This is a genomic window from Actinacidiphila cocklensis, assembly GCF_907177275.1.
GTDB classification, from domain to species: domain Bacteria; phylum Actinomycetota; class Actinomycetes; order Streptomycetales; family Streptomycetaceae; genus Actinacidiphila; species Actinacidiphila cocklensis.
On the sequence record NZ_CAJSLV010000092.1, the window covers coordinates 108,718 to 131,991 of the forward strand.

The 23,274-nt window shown below is 74.6% G+C and carries 17 protein-coding genes; 11 read left to right on the forward strand and 6 right to left on the reverse strand.

The window, feature by feature from the left end; translation table 11 throughout:
- Positions 1–114: 114 nt before the first annotated feature.
- Positions 115–846 carry a flavodoxin family protein gene (locus NFU81_RS32830; protein WP_251498430.1) on the reverse strand — a complete coding sequence of 244 codons (732 nt, stop codon included), beginning with the start codon at positions 844–846 and terminating at the stop codon, positions 115–117.
- 147 nt (positions 847–993) lie between these two features.
- Here NFU81_RS32830 and NFU81_RS40890 point away from each other — a divergent pair, with 147 nt between their 5' ends.
- Positions 994–1,896 (forward strand): LysR family transcriptional regulator, encoded by a 903-nt coding sequence (locus tag NFU81_RS40890; protein ID WP_274036815.1) that lies wholly within the window; start codon positions 994–996, stop codon positions 1,894–1,896.
- A 200-nt stretch (positions 1,897–2,096) separates the two neighbouring features.
- Here the strand turns inward: NFU81_RS40890 and NFU81_RS32845 are convergent, their stop codons facing one another.
- On the reverse strand, positions 2,097–4,070 hold the full coding sequence (locus NFU81_RS32845; protein ID WP_251498433.1) for a potassium transporter Kup: 1,974 nt from the start codon (positions 4,068–4,070) through the stop codon (positions 2,097–2,099).
- A 204-nt stretch (positions 4,071–4,274) separates the two neighbouring features.
- Here NFU81_RS32845 and NFU81_RS32850 point away from each other — a divergent pair, with 204 nt between their 5' ends.
- Positions 4,275–7,400 carry an ATP-binding protein gene (locus NFU81_RS32850; RefSeq protein WP_251498434.1) on the forward strand — a complete coding sequence of 1,042 codons (3,126 nt, stop codon included), beginning with the start codon at positions 4,275–4,277 and terminating at the stop codon, positions 7,398–7,400.
- Here NFU81_RS32850 and NFU81_RS32855 read toward each other — a convergent pair.
- From NFU81_RS32855 to NFU81_RS32865, 3 genes are all read right to left on the reverse strand, one after another.
- Entirely contained in the window at positions 7,381–8,166 is a 786-nt protein-coding gene (locus tag NFU81_RS32855; protein WP_251498437.1) for an ABC transporter permease, read from the reverse strand. The two genes, NFU81_RS32850 and NFU81_RS32855, sit on opposite strands and share 20 nt — an antisense overlap.
- Positions 8,163–9,134 carry an ATP-binding cassette domain-containing protein gene (locus NFU81_RS32860; protein WP_251498440.1) on the reverse strand — a complete coding sequence of 324 codons (972 nt, stop codon included), beginning with the start codon at positions 9,132–9,134 and terminating at the stop codon, positions 8,163–8,165. Before NFU81_RS32860 ends, NFU81_RS32855 begins: the two co-directional genes overlap by 4 nt.
- 104 nt (positions 9,135–9,238) lie before the next feature.
- Positions 9,239–9,559 (reverse strand): GYD domain-containing protein, encoded by a 321-nt coding sequence (locus NFU81_RS32865; RefSeq protein WP_251498443.1) that lies wholly within the window; start codon positions 9,557–9,559, stop codon positions 9,239–9,241.
- Positions 9,560–9,714: 155 nt separating this feature from the next.
- Between NFU81_RS32865 and NFU81_RS32870 the strand changes: the two genes are divergently transcribed.
- Together NFU81_RS32870 and NFU81_RS32875 are read left to right on the forward strand one after the other, a co-directional pair.
- Positions 9,715–10,161: a VOC family protein gene (locus tag NFU81_RS32870; RefSeq protein WP_251498446.1), complete on the forward strand. Its 447-nt coding sequence runs from the start codon at positions 9,715–9,717 to the stop codon at positions 10,159–10,161.
- 348 nt (positions 10,162–10,509) lie between these two features.
- Positions 10,510–11,661: a hypothetical protein gene (locus NFU81_RS32875; RefSeq protein WP_251498449.1), complete on the forward strand. Its 1,152-nt coding sequence runs from the start codon at positions 10,510–10,512 to the stop codon at positions 11,659–11,661.
- 76 nt (positions 11,662–11,737) lie between these two features.
- Here NFU81_RS32875 and NFU81_RS32880 read toward each other — a convergent pair whose 3' ends face one another.
- A complete protein-coding gene (locus NFU81_RS32880) occupies positions 11,738–14,413 on the reverse strand; it encodes a LuxR C-terminal-related transcriptional regulator (protein WP_251498452.1) in 2,676 nt (891 codons plus the stop codon).
- Between the two features lie 194 nt (positions 14,414–14,607).
- Between NFU81_RS32880 and NFU81_RS32885 the strand changes: the two genes are divergently transcribed.
- From NFU81_RS32885 to NFU81_RS32915, 7 genes are all read left to right on the forward strand, one after another.
- Positions 14,608–17,310: a LuxR C-terminal-related transcriptional regulator gene (locus NFU81_RS32885; RefSeq protein WP_251498455.1), complete on the forward strand. Its 2,703-nt coding sequence runs from the start codon at positions 14,608–14,610 to the stop codon at positions 17,308–17,310.
- A gap of 197 nt (positions 17,311–17,507) precedes the next feature.
- Positions 17,508–18,086, forward strand: a complete 579-nt coding sequence (locus tag NFU81_RS32890) for a hypothetical protein (protein WP_251498458.1) — start codon at positions 17,508–17,510, stop codon at positions 18,084–18,086.
- 52 nt (positions 18,087–18,138) lie between these two features.
- On the forward strand, positions 18,139–18,666 hold the full coding sequence (locus NFU81_RS32895; protein ID WP_422665357.1) for a SigE family RNA polymerase sigma factor: 528 nt from the start codon (positions 18,139–18,141) through the stop codon (positions 18,664–18,666).
- A gap of 5 nt (positions 18,667–18,671) precedes the next feature.
- The gene (locus NFU81_RS32900) at positions 18,672–19,412 is read left to right on the forward strand and encodes a hypothetical protein (RefSeq protein WP_251498462.1); all 741 of its coding nucleotides are present in this window, start codon (positions 18,672–18,674) and stop codon (positions 19,410–19,412) included.
- A 185-nt stretch (positions 19,413–19,597) separates the two neighbouring features.
- Entirely contained in the window at positions 19,598–20,767 is a 1,170-nt protein-coding gene (locus NFU81_RS32905) for a S1 family peptidase (protein WP_251498465.1), read from the forward strand.
- A gap of 267 nt (positions 20,768–21,034) precedes the next feature.
- A complete protein-coding gene (locus NFU81_RS32910; RefSeq protein WP_251498468.1) occupies positions 21,035–21,856 on the forward strand; it encodes a hypothetical protein in 822 nt (273 codons plus the stop codon).
- Positions 21,857–21,879: 23 nt separating this feature from the next.
- Positions 21,880–22,740 (forward strand): transporter substrate-binding domain-containing protein, encoded by an 861-nt coding sequence (locus NFU81_RS32915; protein WP_251498471.1) that lies wholly within the window; start codon positions 21,880–21,882, stop codon positions 22,738–22,740.
- Positions 22,741–23,274 lie beyond the last annotated feature (534 nt).

The window sequence follows — 23,274 nt, forward strand, 5'->3', positions numbered from 1 at the left end:
ACGCGCGGCCCATGGTGTCAATGAGGCGTGAACGGACCCCTACGGCGGCCCGTCCCCCGGCCGAAGCGCGGGGGACGTCTGCCCGGGATGCCGGCCCCGCGACCGGGGCGGAGGTCAGGCGCCGGTCAGCGCGGCCGCGCCGCCGGCCTCCCGCAGGGACGCCGACAGGGCGCGGGCCTCGTGCTCGGTCATCCGGGAGGTCTCGTACGGCACGGCGTTGACCCAGCGCTGGGTCAGCCGGGCGATCCGCTCGCCGTACCGCTCGGCGGTGATCAGGTCGCCGCGCGAACCGGCCTGCTCGGGGCCGAGGTCGGCGTGGCTCTGGCTCATCAGGCCCAGCCACGAGCCCAGCCGGTTCACGTCGTCGCGGGTGCCGCCGCTCCAGTTGTTGCCCGGCATGTCGCCGACACCGATCCACTGCATGCCCAACTGTGCTCCGAAGACCGCCAGTTGCTGGAGCACCGCCAGCTTGTCGCCGCTCTGCGAGGCGGACATGGTGAACCCGCCGGCCAGCTTGTCCTTCCATCCTTGCGTCACGAACGGCGTGAACACCGCCTCCATGAAGGCCTTGAACACCGCGGAGACGCTGCCCATCAGCGTCGGGCAGCCCATCACGATCGCGTCGGAGCGCTCCAGCAGCGCCATCACCTCCGCGTCGTACCAGCGGCCCGCGGTGACGTCCTCGGCCCGGATCTCGACCAGGTGCACCCGGGCGCCCGGCACCAGCCGCGCCCCGGCGGCGAGGTGTTCGGCCAGGACGCGGGTGGTCCCGTGCACCGAGTGGTAGACCACCGCCACCGTGACCGCCGGGGCGTCCTGCTCGCGGTCCACGTCATTGACTGCCATCTGCTCTTCACTACTCCCGGTCGTGGGGAAATCCCTGCGTGCACAGCCATCACAACCCGCCCGCGGCACGGCATCAACGCCGAACTTCGGTGCGCAGCGATCGGCCGCACCGATCGATCGGGTGAGGGCAGGCCGTAGCCTGGCCCCGTGGACAGGATCGAGCTGGAAGCGTTCGTCGCGGTCGCCGAGGAGCTGCACTTCGGCCGCGCCGCCGAGCGCCTGCACCGGGGGCAGCCCACCGTCAGCGACGCCGTCAGGCGGCTGGAGAGCGCCCTGGGCGGGCGGCTGTTCCACCGCACCAGCCGCCGGGTCTCACTGACCGACCTCGGCGCGGCGCTGCTGCCCGACGCCCACGCCGCCCTGGCCCAGCTGCGCCGCTTCCAGCAGCGCGGACGCTCGCTGGCCGCCGGCGACCCGGCCCGCACCACGCTGGTCGTCGCGCACGCCGCCTACACCTGCCACCACCTGCTGCTGCGCTGCCTGCCGCAGCTGCGCGACCGCTTCCCCGACGTGACGATCGTGCCGGAGGCGTTGCCGACCACCGCCCAACTCACCGCCCTGCGGGCGGAGACGGCCGGACTGGGCATCGGCTGGGCGACCGGCGACCTGACCGGCGTGCGCGCGGACGTGCTGTCCACCGAGCGCTTCATGGCCCTGGTCCCCGCGGCCCACCCGCTGGCCGGGCACGCCGAGCTGACCGCGTCCGAGCTGTCCACCACCGCCCTGCTCACCTGGCCGCACCAGATCAACAGCGGCCTGTGCGACCGGCTGCTGTCCGCCTTCCACATCGGCGGAGCCGACCTGCGCATCATCAGGACCGCCGACAGCGTGCAGGCCATCGCCGCCCACGTCGCCGCGGGCACGGGCATCGGCATCACCGTCGAGTCCGCACTCGACGACCGGACGCCCGGCCTGCGCGTCATCCCCCTCGCCGGCCCCTCGACCACCGTCGACCAGGTCGTCCTGACCCCCGCCGCCCCGTCGTACACCGCCACGGCCCTGCGCGACCTGCTGCTGCGCGCCTCGGCCGAGCCGCCCGCCGGCCGCTGAGCACCAGGCACGGCCCCCGGAGTCCACCCCCGGCTGCCGGTCGCCGTGCGCGGCACCGCGGAGCGGACTTCGGACTCCCTCGCGCTGTGGGTTCCTGATGGTGCCGGCGATCCTGGCCGCCGGCGGCCGGCTCGCCTTCACCCGCCGCCTGCCCGGGCCGTCCGCCTGGGGCGGGAGGGGCGGAGTCGCCGGCGCGGCCGTCAGACCTCGATGTCCGAGCCCATGATGACGGTCCGGTCGCGCGGGAGGCCGAAGTGCTCGGCGGCGTCGGCGGTGATGTAGGAGGTGGCGACGAACAGCCGCTTGCGCCACGGCCTCATCGTGGGCGCCTTGCCGCGGCGCAGTTCGATCTTCGACAGGAAGTAGGACGCCTCGTCCAGTTGCAGCGGCCCCTCGGTCGTGGCCGGGTCGAGCAGCGCCAGCGTGGCGGGCACGTCGGGCGTCTCCATGTAGCCGTACCGGGCCGTGACGTGGATGATCCCGTCGTCGGAGTAGCCGAGGCTGTCCACCAGCAGCCGCTCCTCGACCGGGACCCGGGGCACGGGCTTGGTCTCGATCGACAGGATCACCACCTGGTCGTGCCGTACGTGGTTGTGCTCGACGTTGGCCCGCATGGCCAGCGGGGTGGTGTGCCGGTCCCGGTTGAGGAAGACGGCCGTGCCCGGCACCTGGAGCACCTGCGGCTCCCGGTGGCGCAGGTAGTCGACGAACTCGCGCAGCGACCCCTCCCGCTCGGCGCGTTCGGCGGTGACCACCTTGCGCCCGCGCTGCCAGGTGGTCATGACGGTGAACGCGACGAGGCCGATCAGCAGCGGCAGCCACGCGCCGTGCACGAGCTTGGTCAGGTTGGCGGCCACGAACAGCAGGTCGACGGAGAGCAGGAAGGTCGCACCGGCGGCTACCAGCCACAGCGGTGTGTCCCACCGGGTCCGTGCGACGTAGAAGAACAGCAGGGTGGTGATGATGATCGTGCCGGTGACCGCCATGCCGTAGGCGAAGGCCAGGGCCGTCGAGGTGCGGAAGGCGAAGATCAGGGTGAGGACCGAGGCCATCAGCAGCCAGTTGATCCAGGGGACGTAGATCTGGCCGATCGTCGACTCGGAGGTGTGCGCGATCCGCAGCCGCGGCAGGTAGCCGAGCTGGGCGGCCTGCGAGGCGACCGAGTACGCGCCGGTGATCACCGCCTGGGAGGCGATGACGGTTGCCGCCGTGGCCAGCAGCACCATCGGCAGCCGGCCCCAGCCCGGCACGAGCAGGAAGAACGGGTTGCTGATGTTGCCGGGGTGGGCCAGGATCAGCGCGCCCTGCCCGAAGTAGCTCAGGATGCAGGCGGGGAAGACCAGCAGCACCCATGCCCGCGTGATCGACCGGCGGCCGAAGTGCCCCATGTCGGCGTACAGCGCCTCGGCGCCGGTGACCGTCAGCACGACCGCGGCCAGCGAGAAGAAGGCCGTGCCGAAGTGGCCGAACAGGAAGCTCACCGCGTAGGTGGGCGACACCGCCCTGAGGATGCCCGGGTGGTCGACGATGCCGGAGATGCCGCAGGCGCCGATCACCGTGAACCACACGACCATCACCGGTCCGAACACCCGGCCCACGGCCGCGGTTCCCCTGCTCTGCACCAGGAACAGCACCACGATGATCACCGCCGTGATCGGCACGACGGCGCTGTGCAGCGACGGCTGGACGACCTTGAGCCCCTCGACCGCGGACAGCACGGAGATCGCGGGGGTGATCATGCTGTCGCCGAAGAACAGCGACGCACCGAAGATCCCCAGCGCCGCGAGCACCGCGGCCGCGCGCCGGCCGCGCTTGGCCTTCCCCTGCCGCAGCAGGGTGATCAGCGCCATGATGCCGCCCTCGCCGTCGTTGTCGGCGCGCATCGCCAGCAGCACGTAGGTGACCGACACGATGATCGTGATCGACCAGAACACCAGCGACACGACCCCGTACACGTTGCGTGCGGAGACCGGGACGGGGTGCGGGTCGTCCGGGTTGAACAGGGTCTGCAGGGTGTAGAGCGGGCTCGTGCCGAGGTCGCCGAAGACCACGCCGAGCGCGCCGACCGTCATGGCCAGCCGGGCGGTCTCCCGCGCGCCGGAACCCGCGGCCGGGCTGTCCTGCGCCGGTGCGGGGCCGCCCCCGGACCCGCTCTCCTGCCGACGATCGGCCATGACGTCTCCTCCGCGCGGTCGTGGCGGCCCGGGCCAGCGCACCACGCGGGACGATATCCCGATCCCCCGTACGGCGCGGGCACCCGCCCCGCCGCACACCGCGACGAGCCCGGGACTCCGCCGCGGGCACCGGCGGGGCCCGCACCAGGCATCCGGCGCCGCAGCGGGAGTTCCGGTTTCCCCGGCCTTGGCTAATCTGCACGGGTGACCACCGACCTGACCCTGCTGCCGCGTGTCGCCTACCGCGGACAGGAGGTCACCGCGCCCCGGCTCCGCGGGCTGCTCGCGCTGCTCGCGGGGGACCTGCGCACGGGCTGCAGCGCCGAGCGGCTGGTTGCGGGGCTGTGGCAGGACGAGTTGCCCGAGCGGCCGGGAAAGGCCGTGCAGGTCCTCGTCTCCAGGGCGCGGGCGCAGCTGGGCGCCGACGTCATCGTCAGCACGCCGGCCGGCTACCGGCTCGCGCTCGCCGAGGAGCAGGTCGACAGCGCCGCCCTGCTGCTGCACGCCGCCGCCGGCGCGGACCGGGCCAGGGCCGGGGACCACGCGGGATCGCTGGCCGCGGCCGAGGCGGGACTCGCGCTGTGGGAGGGCACCGCCGACGCGGCGGGCGACCCCGCCGACCCCGTGGCCGCGCTGCGAGCCGAACGCGCGCCCGTCCGCGGCACGCTGCTGCGCACCCGGGCGCTCGCGCTCGCCCGCCTCGGACGGCACGCGGAGGCCGCGGGGCCGCTGGGCGCGGCCGCCGCGGAGCATCCGCGCGACGAGGAGCTGCTCGCCGAGCTGCTGCGCGGCGAGGCCGCGACCTCGGGGCCGTCCGCCGCGCTGGCCCGGTACGAGGCCTACCGCCGTGAGCTGCGCGACAGCCTCGGCACCGACCCGGGCGCCCGGCTCAAGGCCGTGCAGCGGGAGCTGCTGCGCGGCGAGTCGCCCGCCGTCCGGCACGGCGTCCCGCACGAGCCGAACCCGCTGCTCGGCCGGGACGAGGACGTCGCGGCGGTCGCGCGGCTGCTGGGCAGCTCCCGCGCCGTCACCGTCGTCGGCCCCGGCGGCCTGGGCAAGACCCGGCTCGCGCACGCCGTCAGCCGCGGGGCCGAGCAGCGCGTGGTGTACTTCGTGCCGCTCGCCGGCCTCACCGCCGACGACGACGTGGCCGCCGAGGTGGCCTCCGCGCTCGGCGCGGGCGGCGCCATGGGCAGCCCCGTGGCCGACCCGGTGGCCGGCATACTCGGCGTGCTCGGCTCGGGGCCCGCGCTGCTGGTCCTGGACAACTGCGAGCAGGTCGTGCGGGGCGCCGCCGACCTCGTGCAGGCCCTGGTCTCGTCCTCCGACGGCCTGCGGGTGCTCGCCACCAGCCGGGCCGCCTTCGGCCTGACGTCGGAGGCGGTCTACGCGCTGCCGGAGCTGGGCCTTGACACCTCCGTCGAGCTGTTCACCCAGCGGGCGCTGGCCGCCCGGCCCGGCGTGCAGCTGCCGCCGGACGCCGTCGCCGAGCTGTGCCGCCACCTCGACGGGCTGCCGCTCGCCGTGGAGCTGGCCGCGGCCCGGGTGCGGGTGCTGTCGGTGCCGGAGATCGCCCGGCGCCTCGGCGACCGGTTCGCGCTGCTGCGCGGCGGGGCGCGGGACGCGCCCGAGCGCCACCGCACCCTGCATGCGGTCGTCGAGTGGAGCTGGAACCTGCTGGCCGAGGACGCCCGGGCGGCGCTGCGCACGCTGTCGGTCTTCCCCGGCGGCTTCCTGGGCGAGACCGCCGAGCGGGTCCTCGGCGAGGACGCGCTGTTCCTGCTGGAGCAGCTGGCGGGCCAGTCGCTGCTCACCGTCGCCGACACCCCGGTCGGCGTGCGGTTCCGGATGCTGGAGACCGTACGGGAGTTCAGCGCGGCCCGGCGCGAGGAGGCAGGCGAACAGGACGCGGCCGTCGGCCGGTTCCTCGACTGGGCGCGGGAGTTCGGGGCCGCCCACCACGACGCGCTCTTCGGTGCGGACTCCTCGGCCGCGTGGGAGCGGATCAAGGCCGAGCAGGACAACCTCGTCACGGCCCTGCGGCACTCCCTGGCCCGTACCGACCACCCGGCCACCGCCGCCCTGACCGCGGTCCTGGGAAGCCTGTGGTCCACCGGCACCAACTTCCCCCGCCTCGCCGCCCTCGCCGCGGACACCGGCCCGCCGCTGTCGCACTACCGGCCCGAGCCCGCCGGCGTCGAGGTCGCCCGCACCGCGGCGGTGCTCGGCGCGGCGACCGTCTTCATGGGGTCCGGCCCCCGCGCCGTACGCCAGATCGTCACCCTGCGCCGGCTGCCGCCGGCTCCGCCGGACACGCTGATTCGCGCCACCGCGGTCGTCCTGAGCGCGATCCCCGAGATACGTCCGCCCGGCTACGAGGTGCTGCGCCGGCTCTCCGAGGACAGCGGGCAGCCGCTGCTCTCCGGCATCGCCGAGTGCGTCGCCTGCTATGTCTGGGAGTTCGAGCACGACATCGACCGCGCGCTGGTCTCGGCCCGCCGGGCGGTCGCCGGGCTGGCGCCGGTCGACAACCCGTCCGTCCAGCTGATGGTGCACTCCCGGTTGAGCGAGCTGTGCCTGCGGACGGGGCGCGGGCAGGAGGCGTACGAGCATCTCCAGGCGTCGCTCGACGTGCTGCCGCGGCTCGGCGACGGGCACGACCACATCGGCATCCGTTCGCTCCTGGCCCTCGCGTGCCTGCAGCGCGGCGACCCCGAGGAGGCCGACTACTGGATGCGCCAGGCGGAGAGCCACAGCACCCCGCAGCAGGACGACTTCTACCGGCCCGACCTCGGCGGACGTGCCGAGATCGCGCTCGCCCGCGGGCTGACCGAGGTGGGCCTGGGGCTCTGGCGGGGCGCGGTGGAGCGGATGCTCGCGGCGGCCGCGGCGCGCGACGGCGACGCCGGCCACGACCCGTGGGTGTTCCTCATCCAGTCGGTGGCGGTGACGGCCCACGCGCACGCCGGCCGGCTCGGGCTGGTCGCGGAGGCGGCCGGCCGGCTGCGGCAGCGGCTGCTGGCCCTGCTCTCGGAACCCGTCGGCTCGCCGTCCGAGCTCCCCCTGTTCGGCACGATGCTGCACGCCCTCGGCACGGCGGGGCTCGCCGCCGGCGACACCGGTGCGGTGCGGATGGTCGCGCTGGCCGAACGGCTCGGGGTGATGCGCGAGTTCCAGCCGACGATGTCGGCGGACCGCGCCCGGCAGGCCGCGCAGGACGCCGACGGGGCGGCGTATTCCGACGCGCTGTCGGAGTACGCCGCCCTGGGGCGGGAGGAGTTGCGGGAGGCGGCCCGCGCTGTCATGGCCGTTACTTCGGGTCGCGGTTGAACGAGGCCTTCGACCAGCGGTGGCCGAGCGCGGCCAGGGCGACGCACCACAGGATCGCGATCCACCAGTTGTTTCCGATCCCGGTACCGAGCAGCAGCCCGCGCAGGGTCTCGATGGCGGGGGTGAAGGGCTGGTACTCGGCGATCGGCCGGAACCAGCCCGGCATGGTGCCGGCCGGGATGAAGGCGCTGGAGATCAGCGGCAGCAGGATCAGCGGCTGCGCGCTGTTGCTCGCGGCCTCCGCGTTCGGGCTGGCCATGCCCATACCGACCGCGATCCAGGTCAGCGCCAGCGAGAACAGCACCAGCAGCCCGAACGCCGCCAGCCACTCCAGCGGTGTGGCGTCCGTGGACCGGAAGCCGATGGCCACGCCGACGGCGCCGACCAGGACGACGCTGGCGACGCACTGCAGCACGCTGCCGACGACGTGCCCGACGATCACCGAGCCGCGGTGGATCGCCATCGTGCGGAAGCGGGCGATGATGCCCTCGTTCATGTCGGTGGCGACGGAGACCGCGGTCCCGATCACGGTGCCGCCGATGGTCATCATCAAGATGCCGGGCACGATGTAGGCGACGTAGTCGGAGCGGTCGGTGCCGCCGATGCCGGTGCTCATCACGTCGCCGAAGATGTAGACGAAGAGCAGCAGCAGCATGATCGGCGTGAGCAGCAGGTTCAGGGTGAGCGAGGGGTAGCGGCGGGCGTGCAGCAGGTTGCGCCGCAGCATGGTGTTCGAGTCGCGCAGGGCGAGGGACAGCGTGCTCATCGGACGTTCTCCTTGGTCTGCTGGGGGATGTCGGTGCCGCCGGTCAGGGCGAAGAACACGTCGTCGAGGTCGGGGGTGTGGACGGTCAGCTCGTCCGCCTCGACGCCGGTCGCGTCCAGCCAGTCGAGGATGGAGCGCAGCTCGCGCTGGCTGCCGCCGCTGGGGATCTGCAGCGCGAGCGCCTCGTCGTCCCGGGTGACCTCGCGCAGGGCGGTTGCCGCGGACTGGTAGGCGTCGGGGTCGGAGAAGCGCAGCCGCACGTGGCCGCCCGGGACGAGCCGCTTGAGCTCCTCGGCGGTGCCCTCCGCGACGATCTTTCCGTTGTTGAGTACGGCGATGCGGTCGGCGAGCTCGTCGGCCTCGTCCAGGTACTGCGTGGTGAGGAAGACGGTGACGCCGTCGGCGACGAGTTCGCGGATGATCTGCCACATGGTGTGGCGGGAGCGCGGGTCCAGGCCGGTGGTGGGCTCGTCGAGGAAGATGATGCGCGGGCTGCCGACCAGCGTCATGGCGATGTCGAGGCGGCGCTTCATGCCGCCCGAGTAGGTCGAGGCGGGCTTCTTGGCGGCCTCGACGAGGTCGAAGCGTTCGAGGAGTTCCGCGGTGACCCGCCGGCCCTCGCTCCTGGACAGGTGGTGCAGGTCGGCCATGAGGAGCATGTTCTCCTCGCCGGTGATCAGGCCGTCGACGGCGGAGAACTGGCCGGTGACGCCGATCGCGGCGCGTACGGACTGCGGGTCGGCGGCGAGGTCGTGCCCGCCGACGCGGAGGGTGCCGGCGTCGGCGGTGACCAGGGTGGAGAGGATCTTCACTGCGGTGGTCTTGCCTGCGCCGTTCGGGCCGAGCAGGGAGAAGACCGTCCCCGTCGGTACGGTCAGGTCCACCCCGTCGAGGACGACCTTGTCCCCGTAGGCCTTGCGCAGCCCCTCGGCTGCGATGGCGGGTGAGTGCGGTGTCGTTGTCGTCATGCCGCAGAGCTTGCGGGGCGGCGCATTCAGCGCGGTTTCACGACGGTTTCAGCGCGCTGGAAGCGGGCCGGACATGCTGGTCGGGCGGCCGGACAGGCCGCCGGTCAGGCCTTCGGCGGCCGGAACGCGACCTGCTTGCGGGTCGCCTCGTCGATCTCCTCGACGGTCAGCAGGGGAGTGGCCCTGGTCTGCAGGGCGCCGCTCGCGGTGACCATCATGCTCACCGCGGCCATGGAGGCCGCGTCGGGGAGGTCGACGATGAGCACGGTGTCGTCGGCGCCGTAGCAGAAGTACATCGCCTCGACGGTGCCGCCCAGCCCGCCGACCACTTCCTCCACGGCCCTGCGGCGCCCCGTGCCGCCCTCCTTGAGCAGCCCCTTCGTGCCCTCGGCGGTGTAGGAGGCCTGGATCAGGTACTTGGCCATCGGGTGACGCTCCTTTCCACGGCGCTTCCGCGCCGCCCACCAGCCTGGCCCCGGGGCGCGCGGCCGGCCACCGGTGGCCGCCGAACGGGTGGGCCCGGCCGCGGCCACCGCCGTTCCTCCCCCGGCACCGGTCCCGGAGAGCCGATGATGCGCGCATGGACGGTTTTCCTGCCCCGGACCAGGGCCTGCTGGTCACCGTGTTCCTGACGGTTCGTGACGTGGCCCGGTCGCGCCGCTTCTACAGCGAGGTGCTCGGCGGGGAGGTGGTGCTGGCGGAGAACCCCTGCACGGTCAAGCTCGCCAACAGCTGGATCATCATGAACCCCGGCGGCGGCCCGACCCCGGACAAGCCCGCCGTGACCCTGGTCGCGCCCGACGACCCCCACACCATCTCCAGCTTCATGAACCTGCGGGTCGCCGACATCAACGCCTGCTACGCCGAATGGTCCGCGAAGGGCGCGGAGTTCCTCACCCCGCCCATCGACCGCGAGGCCGAGATCCGCTGCTACATCCGCGACCCCGACGGCTACCTGATCGAAGTGGGCCAGGCCACCGGCATCCTCCACGGCGTCTTCGCCCGCACCGACCAGCCCTCCACCTGAGCCCTTCACCCGCTGCCCCCGCCGGCGGCGGACAACCCGCCGCGCCTTCCGCACGGCGGTCGCCTGACCGCCCCACCGGTCGTGGGGGACACATCCGCGCGTGCGGCGGGCAAGCCCTACCGGTCGTGGAGGACGGTGGGCCGGGTGACGGGTACGACGGTGAGGAGGTTGTCGAGGCCCTTGATGACTGCGCAGGTCGCGCTGGGTGATCTCGGGCTGAGCTGTCATCCCTAAAGCGTGTGCCACGTACGCCCTGGCGCGGCGCCGAAGCGGACGTAACGCCTCCGGTGGGGTGGCGCGTCCATGAGGTGAGCAGGAGGAGCGTTCCTCCGCGAAGGGAGAAAGCAGATGTCGTTCCCACGCAGGACCGCGCAGGTCCTCGCAGTCGCGGGTGCCGCGACGCTGGCCGTGAGCGGCCCGGCCGGGGCAGCGGCGGCGGACAGCGGTACGTGGTCGGAGACGTCCACGGGCTCCGTCTCGGTGATGAGCGTGGCGCAGCCGACCCCGGCGGTCACCTGGGCCGCGGGCGCGAACGTCGTGACGGACCCCGACAGCGGCGTCATCGGCTTCACCCCCACCGTCTACGAGCGCGACCTCGCGAAGGGCGGGACGTGGCGGCAACTGCCGCTCAGCGGCGCCGGCGCGTGGAACAGCAGGATCAACGACATCGCCACGAACCCCGACGGCTCCGCGTTCTTCGTCGGCGACCAGGGGACGGACGCCCAGGGCGTCCTGGTCGGGCGCTACGCCGCGGGCTCGTGGCGGCTGACGGCCGACACGGCCCTGCCAGCCGGCACGGTCGACGCCGGCCTGCTGTCGGTGAGTTCGGTCTCCGCGCGGGACGCCTGGGCGGTGGGCGAGGGCTACGACGGGGACACCTTCGCCCAGGTCCCGGTCGTCCAGCACTGGGACGGCCGGCAGTGGCGGTCCGTGCAGATACCGGGCTCCGGCAACTGGGGCCTCTACCAGGTCGACGAGGTCGCGCCGGACGACGTCTGGGTCGTCGGCGCGGACTACGACACCGGCCAGTCCCTCGTCGTGCACTGGGACGGGCAGCAGTGGAAGCGGACCAAGACCCCGGCGTTCCCCGACTCCTCGGTCCTCTTCGACATCGCCGCACGGACGCCGTCCGACGTGTGGGCGGTGGGGTGGTCCCGCGACACCGACAAGCAGCGGCCGGCGGGGCTGGCCCTGCACTGGGACGGCACCGCCTGGACCGAGGTGCCGCTGCCCGCGGGCACCTTCGCCCTGCAGGCGCTGACCCTCCGCCCGCACGGCGGCCTCGCCGTCGTCGGCGGCAACGACGACGCCGCGGTCGGCCTGTCCTGGACCCCCGCCGCGGGCTGGCAGTCCCTCGGCCTGCCCGAGAGCGACCCGCAACTCGCCCTGGGCGTCTCCTCCGTGACCTCCTCGGGCAGCCACCTCACCGTCGGCGGCTGGCACTACGTGTCCAGCGACGACGGCGACAGCTTCTCCTCGGGCGCCATCCTCACCCGCTGAGGGCACAGGGCCTGCCGTCGCCGCCCCCGCGCCCGTACGGGGGCGCCGGCCGGTCCCGCCGGGGAGCGCGGCTTCGCTACCTGGTCCTGGCCGGCCACGGCCGGTCCGCACCGCCGAGGACCCGGGCGAGCTGGCGGCGGCCCGGGACGCCCAGGCTGCGGTAGATGTTCTGCAGGTGGTTGTCCACCGTGCGCACCGACAGCCGCAGGGCGGCCGCGATGTCCTTGCTGGTGGAGCCGCCCGCGGCCAGCAGGGCGATCTCCCGTTCCCTGGCGGTGAGGGCCGCGGCGGTGCGGACGGGGGCCAGCAGGGGAGTGTGCACCGCCCCGCAGCGGGCGGCGCACGCCGCGGACCGCCGGGCCGCGCCCGCGGCCCTGCGGGTGTGGCCGGTACGGGTCCAGGCCGCTCCGGCCGCCGAGGCCGCCTCCGCGGCCAGCAGGTCGGCTCCCGCGGCCTCCAGCTCCCCGGACACGCCCATCAGCGCCTCCGGATCGCCGGCGGCGAGCGCCGCGGCGAGGGCGGCCCGGGCAGGGGCGAGGGCGCCGTCGCAGGCCCGGGCGATCCGGGCCAGCCGGTCGGCGGCCTGCTCCGCGGCGCCCAGCCTGGCGAGATCGGTGAGCAGCAGCCCCTCGGACGCCAGATCGCCGGTGGCCCGTGCGGCGGCGGCCGCCTCGGCCAGGGTGCGCCGCGCCTCCGCCAGGTGGCCGCGCGCCGCGTGCAGCCACGCCTCGCCCAGCCGGTCCTCCCCCGCGCGGAAGTCCGAGGGCGGGTACGCCGCCGCCTCACGCCCGATGCTCTCCGCCGCCGCGGTGTCCCCGGTCAGCGCGGCGCAGGCGGCCAGCCCTGCCAGCCCGAGCCGCATGCCGCGGTGGATGCGGTGGGCGCGGCAGGCCGAAACCATCTCGGCGAACCAGCGCTGGGCGGGCTCCACATGGCCGGCCAGCCATTCGGTGCGCGCCTGGTGGAAGGCGAGCCAGATCCAGGTGACCGGGTTGCGATCGTGCCCGTCCGCCTCCCACGCGCGGTGCCCGGTGGCCCGTGCCTCCGCCAGCCGGCCGGCCTCGGCGAGGGCCAGCGTCCGGGTGATCAGGTGGCCGATCGGGGCGAACAGCAGCGACTGCTCCTCCAGCCGGCGGTGCAGGTCGTAGGCGCGCCCGGCGAATTCCACCGCCTCCTCGGCCCGGCCGGTGACGGCAAGGGCGACGGGTTTCATCATCGCGCCCATCAGCCACACGCTGGGGTTCGGCGACTGCCGCGGGTCGGGGTCCAGGTCGGCCAGCAGCTCCAGGCTCCGCGCGGGGCCGCCAGAAGCGGCTTGCAAGGCGCCCTCGTTGACCCTGAGCATGCGCTGCTCGTCCGCCCCGGTCAGCTCCGTGCGGGCGGCGGCGTTGACCGCGAGGGCCGCGGCGGCGTCGTTCGCCGCCCAGAACAGGTTCAGGGTGCGGGCGAAGGCGATGTCCAGCCGCTCGGCGGTGGTCGCGGCCGGACCGGCCGCCCGTACGAGGGTCTCCTCCGCCTGCGCGGAGTCCCCCAGCTCGAACTGGGCCTCGCCGAGCAGCAGCAGGCTGCGGGCGGTGTGGTCCGCGTCGCCCAGCGGGCGCAGCAGCAGGACGACGTGCTCGTAGTCGCGGACGTGCCGCGCGAGGGTGGCCGCGCGCAGCAGGAGGGCGGGGTCGGCGGTGCCGTGCGCGCCGAGGCGCCAGGTGGCCAGGTTCAGGACGTCCTCGCGCCGGCGGGCGCCGTACGCCTCGACGCGCGCGATCTGCCCCAGCAGCAGGGCGCGGCGGCGCAGGGCCGGTAACTCCGCCCTGACCGCCTCGCCGTAGAGCGGGTGCTGGAACTCCACGGTGGTGCGCCGCCGGTCGGTGCCGACCTCGACGAGCCCGCCGTCCTCCAGACCGGCCAGCACCTCGGGCGGGGCCACCGCCCGCGCGTCGGCGAGCGACAGCGTGCCGCACAGGGCCAGCAGTTCCAGTACCGGCCGGCCTGCCCGGTCCGCGGCGGACAGCCGTGCCGCCATCAGCTCGGCCAGTTTCGGCGTGCCGCCGGGCCTGCTGCGGTTCAGCTCCCAGATCTGCCCGTCGCCCGCCAGGGTCCCCGCGGCCAGGGCGCCGGTCACCAGCTCGCGCAGGTAGAGCACGTTGCCGCCCGACGCGGCGTGCAGGTCGCGGACCGTACGGCGGCCCACCCGGCCGCCCAGCGCCGCCTCCAGGACCTCGGCGACCTGCGCGCGGTCCAGCTCGGCCAGCTCGCTGCCGCGGACCCCTTCCGCGGCGCACAGTGCCCGCACCGCCTCGCTGACCGGTTCGCCGTTCCGGACGGTGGCGATCAGCCGTACCGTCCGCGTCTCCAGCAGCTGCCGCAGCAGCACCGCGGAGGTGGCGTCCAGCAGGTGCAGGTCGTCGACGAGGAAGGCCCAGCGGCGGTCCCGGCCCGGGCCGGCGAGCGCGGCGGCCACCCGCGGGAATCCCGCGACCGGGTCGGACAGGTCGACCGTCGCCGGTATGAGATGGGCGATCGCGCCCAGCGGCACCGTGCCGGCGCCCGCGGTGGCCCGGGCACGGCCCGTGCGGTAGCCGTCCCGCGCGGCACGGGCCAGGTACTCCTCGGCCAGCCGCGTCTTCCCCACCCCGGCCGGCCCGCGCAGCACGCAGCCGCGGAAGCCCGGGGCGCTCCACTGCCCGCCGAACGCCGCCAGTTCGGCGTCCCGCGCGACCAGCGGCCAGCGGGAGGCCGGATTGAACACACCCATGACCGCCTCCGCGGGACACACCGGGACCATTGCCCAGGCTAAGCCGGAATCCGCGCCGCGGTCCGGCGGACGCGCCGCCCCGCCGCCTTCGCTTCCCTCGGCCAAGTCCCCATCAAGCCACGGGTGTTACGCATGAGTAGGGTGAAAGCCGCGCGGGGCCGGGGGGCCGCACGCGACACGGGCGGGAGGTCGCGGTGCGTGGTCCGGACGGGGGGACGGCGTGGCCCCTGGTGGGGCGGGACGCCGAACTGGCCGCGTTCGACCGGGCGTGGGAGGACCCGCGGTGCCGCGGGGCGGTGCTGTTCGGCCCTGCGGGGGTGGGCAAGACCCGGCTCGCCGAGGAGTTCCAGGCGCGGGCGGTGGGCGGCCGCTGGAAGGGGATCAGGACGGCGGGCGGCAGCAGCCGGAACGTGCCTCTGGGCGCGCTGGCCCACCTCCTGCCGGGCGGGGCGGACCTCACCGATCCGGTGCGCGGCTTCGCCGCCGTCGCCCGCGACCTGGCCGGGCCGCGGCGGAACCGGCGGTGGGTGGTGCTGGTCGACGACCTGCACCTGCTGGACACCGCATCGACGGTGCTCCTGCAGTACCTGCTGGACGCCGGGGTGATCCGGCTGATCGCCACCGTGCGCACCGGCGAGCCCTTCGGTGACGCGGTCGACGCCCTCGCCCAGGGCGACGCGGTGCTCCGGACCGACCTGGCCCCCTTCGACGCCGAGCAGATGGACGCGGTGCTGCGCGGGGTCCTCGGCGGACCGGTCGACCGGCGGGCGCTGCGGGCGTTCTTCGCGTGGTCCCTCGGCAACGCCCTCTACCTGCGCGAACTGGTCCATGCCGCGCTGGAGGCCGGGACGCTCACCCACGACGGGGAGATCTGGACGCTGACCCGGGACGCGCCCCCGGTACCCGCCGTGCTGGCGGAGCTGATCTCGGCCCGGCTGGCCGCGGTGACCGGGCCGGCCCGTAGGGTGCTGGAACTGCTCGCCCTGTGCCAGCCCGTCGCGCTCGCCGACGCCCAGGCGGTGTCGGGGCTGGACACGCTGATCGGCCTGGACGAGTCCGGCCTGACCCGGGTCCACCAGGACGGCCGGCGCACCACCGTCAGCCTCGCCCACCCGCTGTACGGGGAGGTGGTGCGGGACGGCCTGCCCGAGCCGCGCCGGCGCGACCTGCTGCTCCGGCACATCGAGCGGGTCCAGGCGCACGGGGGCCGCCGGCGCAGCGACGCCGCCCAGCTGGCCGCCCTGCACCTGGCCGCGACCGGCACCGCCGACCCCGAACTACTGGTCCGTGCGGCCATGGTCGGCCGGCACGCGCACGACTACCGGCAGGTCGACGCCCTGCTGAGCGCGCTGCCCGACAGCCACCGCACGTCCAGCACCTGCCTGATGAACGGCGAGGCGCTGATGAACCTCGCCCGCTGGCAGCAGGCCGACGCGCTGATGGCGGAGGCGGAGAGCCGCGCGGGCAGCGAGCAGGAACGGGTCACCGCGGTGCTGGTGCGCACCTCCAACCTCTTCTGGGCCGCCGCCCGCACCGAGCAGGCGCTCGACGTCAACGACAGGGCGCTCGCGCAGGTCGGCGACCCGGCGAGCCTGCGGCTGCTGCGGCTCAACAAGGGCGCCATGCTGGCCGCTTCTGGCAGGCCTGCCGAGGGCGTGGAGCTGCTGGCCGACGTCGAGGACGACGCCGCCGCCCCGCAGGACGCCGCCCCGTCGCCGCAGAGCGGGGTCTGGGAGGTCGCGGCGTTCGGCAGGACCGCGGCCCTGTGCTGCGTCGGCCGCGTCGAGGAGGCCGTGGAGTGGGGCTGGCGGGCGCACGCGGCCCACCGGCGGCTCGCCGAGCGCGGCCAGGCGGCGCGCACCCCGTACTCCCAGCTCAACCCGCTGGTCTTCGCGCTGGCGGACGCGGGGCAGCTGGACCTGGCGCGGGAGACGTCCGAGGGTGCGCTGGCCGACATGGTCACCGAGGGCGTCACCCTGCCGGGCATCTGGATGACCTGCTTCAGGGGCAGGCTGGAGTGGCTGGCCGGGGATGTCGCTGCGGCCCGCCGGTGGTACGCCGAGGCCGTCGCCCAGGCCCGCACCCACCGCTTCCTTCCGCCGCTGCGCCAGGCGTGGGCCGGTCTCGGCGCCTCGGCGGCGCTGCTCGGCGACGTGGACGCCGCCGAAGCGGCGGTGGCGGAGCTGCGGAACTGCCCGGTGATGGGCTTCGCCGCCGGCGAGGAAGGGCTGGCGGAGGCCTGGCTGCTGGCGGCCCGCGGGCGCCTGGCGGAGGCCCGCACCGTGCTGGCCGCCTCCGCCCGGGACGCCCGGCGCACCGGTCACCGCACCTCGGAGCTGCTGCTGCTGACGGACGTCGTCCGGATGGGCGGTACGGAGCAGCCGGCCGGCCGGCTCGCCGACCTGGGCCGGCTCTGCGACGGCCCCTTCACCGCCGCACGCGTCCGGTTCGCGACCGGGCTCGCCGTGGACGACCCGGCCGCCCTCCAGGAGGTCTCGGACGAACTGGCGGGCCTGGGCGCCCACCTGCTCGCCGCGGAAGCCGCCTCGGCAGCGGCGGCCGGGTGGCGGAGCACCGGCCACCGCCGCCGCGCCACCGCCGCCGCCCACCGGGCGCAGGCGTACACCGCACGCTGCCCGGGAGTGCGCACCCCGCTGCTCGCCACCTCCCGCAGCGCGCCGGCGGCCAGGTCGCTGACCGCGCGGGAGCACGAGGTCGCCCGGCTCGCCGCCGCGGGTACCACCAGCAAGGACATCGCCGAGGCCCTCCACCTGTCGGTGCGCACCGTCGACAACCACCTGCAGCACGTGTACGCCAAGCTGGGCCTGACCACCCGCCGGCAGCTGGCCGCCGCGCTCGGCCTACCGGCCCCGCCCCACGAGCCGTCACACCGCTGACCGGCCCCGCCCCACGAGCCGTCACACCGCCGACCGCTCCCACCGCCTGAGCCGCGCTCAGGAACGGTGCCGGACCGCTCCGGCCGCCGCGAAGAAGTCCCGGAAGCCGTGCAACCTCGTCCGCGCCTCGGGAGTGAAGGGGATGGAGGGACGAGACACCCGCTCCTCCGCGAGACCGAACGTATCGAAGGAGCACCATGAAACTGCGCATCCTCGCGTCCGCCGTGGCTCTCGCCGCGGCAGGCACGGTCGCCGCCGCCACCGCCCACTCCGCGTCCGCGGTGCCCACTCCCGCCGCCGCCCCGGCCGCCCACCGGGCCGCGGCCGCGCCCGCCGCCGCTCACGCCGCCGCTCCCGCCAAGCCCGCCGCGGCCCCCCGCGTGCTGGTGGTGCGGCCCGGGCAGCTGGTGAACGCAGGCCACGGCCAGTACCTGAAGCTCACCCGCACCGAGCGCTGCGTCGGCACGCCGCCCGAGGACTGGTCCACCTGCAAGAGCGTGGTCGACGGCAACCAGCCCGCGGGCACGGTGAGCCTGCAGTCCTCGGGCGACGCCTCGGGGACCCTCTACTCCCCGCTCTACATCGGCGACGGCCGGGCGGCCCGCATGACGGTGACCGTCCAGGGCGCCACCTACGACGCCCGGGTCGTCACGCTCGGCGGGCACCCGGGGTACGCCACCGGATACGCCTGGGGCGCTCCCACCAGCGGCTTCCCCGGTGAGAAGCCCGAGGTGACGGTGTACGACGCCGCGGGCACGGTCCTTGCCCAGTTCTGACAGTCCACCGCTCGACGCGCCCACGCGCGGCCGCGACGTCCCGGGACGCGACCTGTCCCGGGACGTCGCGGCCGCCGTGGACGCGGGCTCGGACTTCGAGTCCTGGGCGGCGGTGCGCTGGTCGCGGCTGGTGCGGACGGCGTACCTGCTGACCGGCGACCACCACGAGGCGGAGGACCTGGTCCAGACGACGCTCGCCAAGGTCTTCCTCGCCTGGCCGCGGATCAGCCGGCTCGACGAGCCCGACGCCTACGTCCACCGCGCGCTGGTGAACAACAACCTCAGCCGGTTCCGCCGGCGCCGCGTCGTCCACCTGCTCACCTCCCGGCTGCCGGAGCGGAGCCGGCCCGCGGCCACCGGCCACGTCGAGACCCGGGCCGCGTTGGTCACCGCCCTCGCCGCGCTCCCACCGCGGATGCGGGCGGTGGTCGTGCTGCGCTACTGGGAGGACCTCAGCGAGCAGCAGGTCGCCGACGCGCTGGGCTGCACGATCGGGAACGTCAAGAGCCAGGCGAGCCGCGGCCTGCGCAAACTGCGCGACCATCCGGCGCTCGCCGCCGGGGAGAGCGGGGAGAGGTGAGAGGTGTGAACAGCCGGACGGCGGAGCACGGCGACGGGGCTTCCGCAAGGTTCGAGGAGCGGATGCGGCGTGCCCTGTCCGACGCCGCGGCCACGGTCGAGCCGGCCCCCTGGCCCGCCGGGGAGGTGCTGGGACGTGCCGCACGCCGCCGGCGCAACCGGCGCGTCGCGGTCTGCGTGCCGCTGGTGGTCGCCGTCGCCGCGATCGCCGCCCTGGCGGCCGGTGTCGCCCGCGGCCCGGACGAACCGCGCCCGGTGGCAGCGGCCCCCGCACCGCCGCCCCGACCCCGTACGCCCCCTTCCCCCGCGGTCGTCTGGCCGGCGGTGCGGGTGGCCGAGCCGGGCCGGGCCATCGGCTTCGGCGGCGGCGTGCGGATGCGGCTCGCCGCCGGCGAACGCTGCGTCGACTGGAAGGACGGCGGGGGCTGGGACTGCCGGGACGAGTCCAACGAGGACGGCAACCAGCCGCAGGGATCGGTGAGCACCCAGGCGTACGGCTACACCGGCGGCATGCGCTACACCCTGCTCTACCGGGGGACGGCCGCCCCTGCGCGGATGTGCGTCACCGTCGCCGGCCGCGCCTGGCCCGCGACCGTGGTCACGCTGCCCGGCCACCCGGGATGGGCGGCCGGCTATCTCGACCTGCCCACGTCCGCCGCCTCGCAGGGCCCGTTCACGCCCCTGGGCCTGACAGTGTGGGACGCGGACGGCCGGGTGATCGCGTCGCTGGAGAAGCCGCGGGGGTAGCGCCTGGTGCGGCGGGCGGGAGTCGCGGCTTGTTCGAGCCCCAACCGCCCCACCCGTTCCGGACATTGCGCTGACTTGACCTGTACATGACCCTCGTGTCGATCCTACGATGGCACGGCACCACCTGAGAGCGCTCTCTGCTCGCTTCGGTCTCACTCCCCCCAGACGGAAGAAGAAGAGGTGTCATGAAACGCAGAATCGGCACGATCATGGGCCTGTCGGCCTTACTCGCCGGGGCCGTCGCCGCCGGCGCCGGCGCCACCTCCGCGACCGCGTCCGCGTCCGCCGCCCCCAAGGTGGACGCCTCCGCGGCGGTCGTGGACGCGATGGTCCACGACCTGGGCCTCACCAAGGACCAGGCCCAGCGGCAACTGCAGCAGCAGGCCGCCGCGAGCGGCCTCGCACCGAAGGCCGAGAAGGCCGCCGGAAGTGCGTACGGCGGCTCGTGGTTCGACCGGAAGGACGGCAGGCTGGTCGTCGCGGTCACCGACGCGGACGCGGCCCGGGCGGTGGCCGGGACCGGAGCGGCCACCCGGGTCGTCACCCGCACCGCGGCGCAGCTCGACGCGGCCAAGTCGGCGATCGACGCGCAGGCCAGGAAGCAGAAGGCCCCGGCGGGGGTGAGCAGTTGGGGCGTGGACCTCGCGTCGAACAGCGTCGTGGTCAGCGTCCGCGCCGACAAGGCGGCGGACCCCGCGGTCCGCGCCTTCGTCGCCCGGGCGGAGCGGGGCGACTCCGCGAAGGCCGTGACGGTGCGGACGACGGCCGCCGCCGCTCCGACAACGCTGTCAGCGGGCACGGTCGGCGGCGACCCGTACACCAGCCACGGCATCCGCTGCTCCATCGGCTTCTCGGTGGTGGGCGGCTTCGTCACGGCAGGGCACTGCTCGCAGGCGGGCGCGGCCGTCTACGGCTGGGACGGCTCCTACGTCGGCAACTTCCAGGCCGGCACCTTCCCGGGGAACGACTACTCCTGGGTCAACGTGGGCAGCGGCTGGTGGACGGTGAACGTCGTCCTCGGCTGGGGCACCGTCTCCGACGCGCTGGTGCACGGCTCCGCGGTCGCCCCGGTCGGCTCCTCCGTGTGCCGCTCGGGCTCCACCACGCACTGGCACTGCGGCACGGTCCTCGGCATGAACCAGACCGTCAACTACTCCCAGGGCAGCGTCTACGGGCTCACCGAGACCAACGTGTGCGCGGAACCGGGCGACTCCGGCGGCTCGTTCATCACCGGCGACCAGGCCCAGGGTGTGACCTCCGGCGGCTACGGCAACTGCAGCTCGGGCGGCGAGACCTGGTTCCAGCCGGTCAACCCGATCCTGTCGGCCTACCACCTCACGCTCCAGACGAGCTGACGGCGCGGAGCAGTCCTGCGGCGGCCTCCTGACCTGCGGGTCCCGGAGGTGTCGCGGCCGGTGGCCAGGGAGATGGCGTCCCTGGCCACCGGCGCCGCGTCGCAGGCGGCCGGCGGCAGGAGCCGTGGGGCAAGGTTCACTCCGATCCGTAACGGCACAGTAACTGGGCCGCCAAGAGGGCGCGGCCCGTGCGAGGTTCGACTCCCTGGCGCCGGTGTCCCGGCAGCAGAGCCCGATCCGGGGGGATTGCGGATGTCAGAACCACCCTTGAGCGGTGATGACGCGGGTGCGGGTGCCTCCACCGGCAGCGTTCCCGTGCCCGGCGTCCCACCCGGCGCCACGCCCGACGAAGCCGGTACGGCGGCCGGCGCCGCGCCTGGGGACGGCGGGTCCGCGGACACCTCCGCGGCGGCCGCCGAGCCGGCGGACACCGGCACCCCCGCGCCGCCCGGGATCTCCGCCGGCAGCCTGCTGGCGCTGTCCGTCGCCGCGGTGGTGTGGACGGTGGTCCTGCTGTCCGTGGCGGCGGTCGAGACCGACGGGCTCTCCCGGGTGTTCGCCGGGCTGGTGGTCCTGGTCGGTGTCGTGGTCGCGGTCCTGGGCCTGTTCCCGCCGCTGCGTCCGCCGTCGATCCCGCGTCGGACGGCCGTCTGGGCGGTCGTCGCCGTCCTGTGTGCGGACGGCCTGGTCACCGCCGGATGGCCCCTCTGGTCGTACCACCGGGCGAACACGGTCGTCACCGTCCCGGACTGGTCGCTCAGGGGCAACCTGGGGCTGCTGCCGAAGCAGTCGGCCACCTTCCAGGCCAAGGTCACCGCCCACCGCAAGTACGTCGTCATCACGTTCGAGGTGACGGACACCGACCGGACGATCGGCACCTGCGCGCCGCTGACGACCCTTGACGTCGTCCCCGCGAGCACGACCAGGCCGCAGCAGCCGGTGCAGGTCGCTCCCGACACCCGGGCGAAGATCCGGCTGGAGCCCGGACAGGACGAGATCACGCTCACCGTGACGGTGGTGAACCCCAGGGACGACGCGAACTGCGGGGTCAACCTGCAGATCTCCCGCGTCGCACTCAGCAACGGCTAGCTACCGAAAGCAGGAACATCCCCGTGCCCGCAGCGCGTCACCCGGCCAAGGCGGCCGGTCTTCTCCTTCTCGCACTGGCCACCGCCTGCGGCGGCTCCAGCTCCCCGGCGGGCTCCGTGCTCAGCGGTGAACGCGTCACCGTCGGCACCATAGCCGACGCACCGGGGTTCGACTTCGACGTCCCCGCGGCGGGCTTCGACATCGACGTGATGCACGCCGTCGGCGCGGCGCTGGACAAGAAGATGGTCCCCTCGCCGATCTTCTACAAGGACCGCCCGGGCCAGTTGCTCGACGGCACCCTCCAGCTCGTCATCGCCACCTACTCGATCACGCAGGGCCGCAACGACGCCGGAATAGACTTCGCCGGACCGTACATGGTCAGTCCGCAGGGGCTGCTGGTCCGCAAGACCGACGACACGTTCCGCAGCGCGAAGGACGTCCGGGGCAAGAGCGTGTGCACCGCGGAGGACACCACCGGCGGCGGGACGGACATCCCCGGGGCGCACATGGACGACCAGCAGCCGACCACGCAGGGATGCGTCGACCAGCTGGCCGCGGGCAACACCGACGCCGTCTTCAGCGACTGGCTGATCCTCGACGGCTTCATGCACCTCCACCCCGACGAGTACAAGGTGGTGCTGCCGAACGTGTTCGGCCAGCTCCAGTACCTCGGCATCGGCCTGAAGAAGGGGCATCACGCCGACTGCCTGAAACTCAACGGCGTCCTCACGAACTTCCTGGACAAGCAGTGGGCGACGGACTTCCTGACCGATTTCCCCTACGCGATCAAGGACTACAACCAGCAGACCGGGCAGGCGCGGGACTACCAGAGCGTGTTCAAACCCACCTCCAGCGAGGTGCAGCGGCTGTCCTGCAAGCTGTGAGGCCGTGGGGGGCGCCGCGCACCCGTCACGCGGTGCGCGCGGCGCCCGTCCCGCCGGCCCCGCGGGGCCGGCCGGTCAGCCCGCCGGCAGGGGCAGCGCCTTCTGCGCCCCGCCTGGGGCGCCGTGCGGCAGCCGTGGGGTCTTGACACGGCCTGCCATCGGGCACGTACGGTCGTTCCGCACCGTCAGCACGCATCACGCGGCCGGGACGTACCCGGGGCCGCGGAGCAGTGCCCGGCCTTCGAGGCCGGGCCGATCGGAGTCGTCGTGAGGGGATCGCGCGTCGTGCCCGTCGGGGCCGCGGTTCTGCGTCCCGGCTGGACGAAGCGCCGGCACGTCGATCTGTGCCGGACCCACACCACGCTCTGTCGCTGACGATCCGCCGTCCCTGACGGCCACCCCTCCACCCTTTCGCGCGCGGGTCGCCGTGTGCGCGCGCCCCGGCGGAAGCCCGCGCGCGTGACTGCGGCCGCCGCCACCTCCGCCGTGAACGACGGCGGCACCCAGCCCCATGACGCCATCGGTGCCTCGCCG

Excerpts from the sequence above, each read along its gene's own strand:
- NFU81_RS32830 (WP_251498430.1), bottom strand. The coding sequence starts at position 846 with ATGGCAGTCAATGACGTGGACCGCGAGCAGGACGCCCCGGCGGTCACG.
- NFU81_RS32845 (WP_251498433.1), bottom strand. The coding sequence starts at position 4,070 with ATGGCCGATCGTCGGCAGGAGAGCGGGTCCGGGGGCGGCCCCGCACCG.
- NFU81_RS32855 (WP_251498437.1), bottom strand. The coding sequence starts at position 8,166 with ATGAGCACGCTGTCCCTCGCCCTGCGCGACTCGAACACCATGCTGCGG.
- NFU81_RS32860 (WP_251498440.1), bottom strand. The coding sequence starts at position 9,134 with ATGACGACAACGACACCGCACTCACCCGCCATCGCAGCCGAGGGGCTG.
- NFU81_RS32865 (WP_251498443.1), bottom strand. The coding sequence starts at position 9,559 with ATGGCCAAGTACCTGATCCAGGCCTCCTACACCGCCGAGGGCACGAAG.
- NFU81_RS32870 (WP_251498446.1), top strand. The coding sequence starts at position 9,715 with ATGGACGGTTTTCCTGCCCCGGACCAGGGCCTGCTGGTCACCGTGTTC.
- NFU81_RS32875 (WP_251498449.1), top strand. The coding sequence starts at position 10,510 with ATGTCGTTCCCACGCAGGACCGCGCAGGTCCTCGCAGTCGCGGGTGCC.
- NFU81_RS32880 (WP_251498452.1), bottom strand. The coding sequence starts at position 14,413 with ATGGGTGTGTTCAATCCGGCCTCCCGCTGGCCGCTGGTCGCGCGGGAC.
- NFU81_RS32890 (WP_251498458.1), top strand. The coding sequence starts at position 17,508 with ATGAAACTGCGCATCCTCGCGTCCGCCGTGGCTCTCGCCGCGGCAGGC.
- NFU81_RS32905 (WP_251498465.1), top strand. The coding sequence starts at position 19,598 with ATGAAACGCAGAATCGGCACGATCATGGGCCTGTCGGCCTTACTCGCC.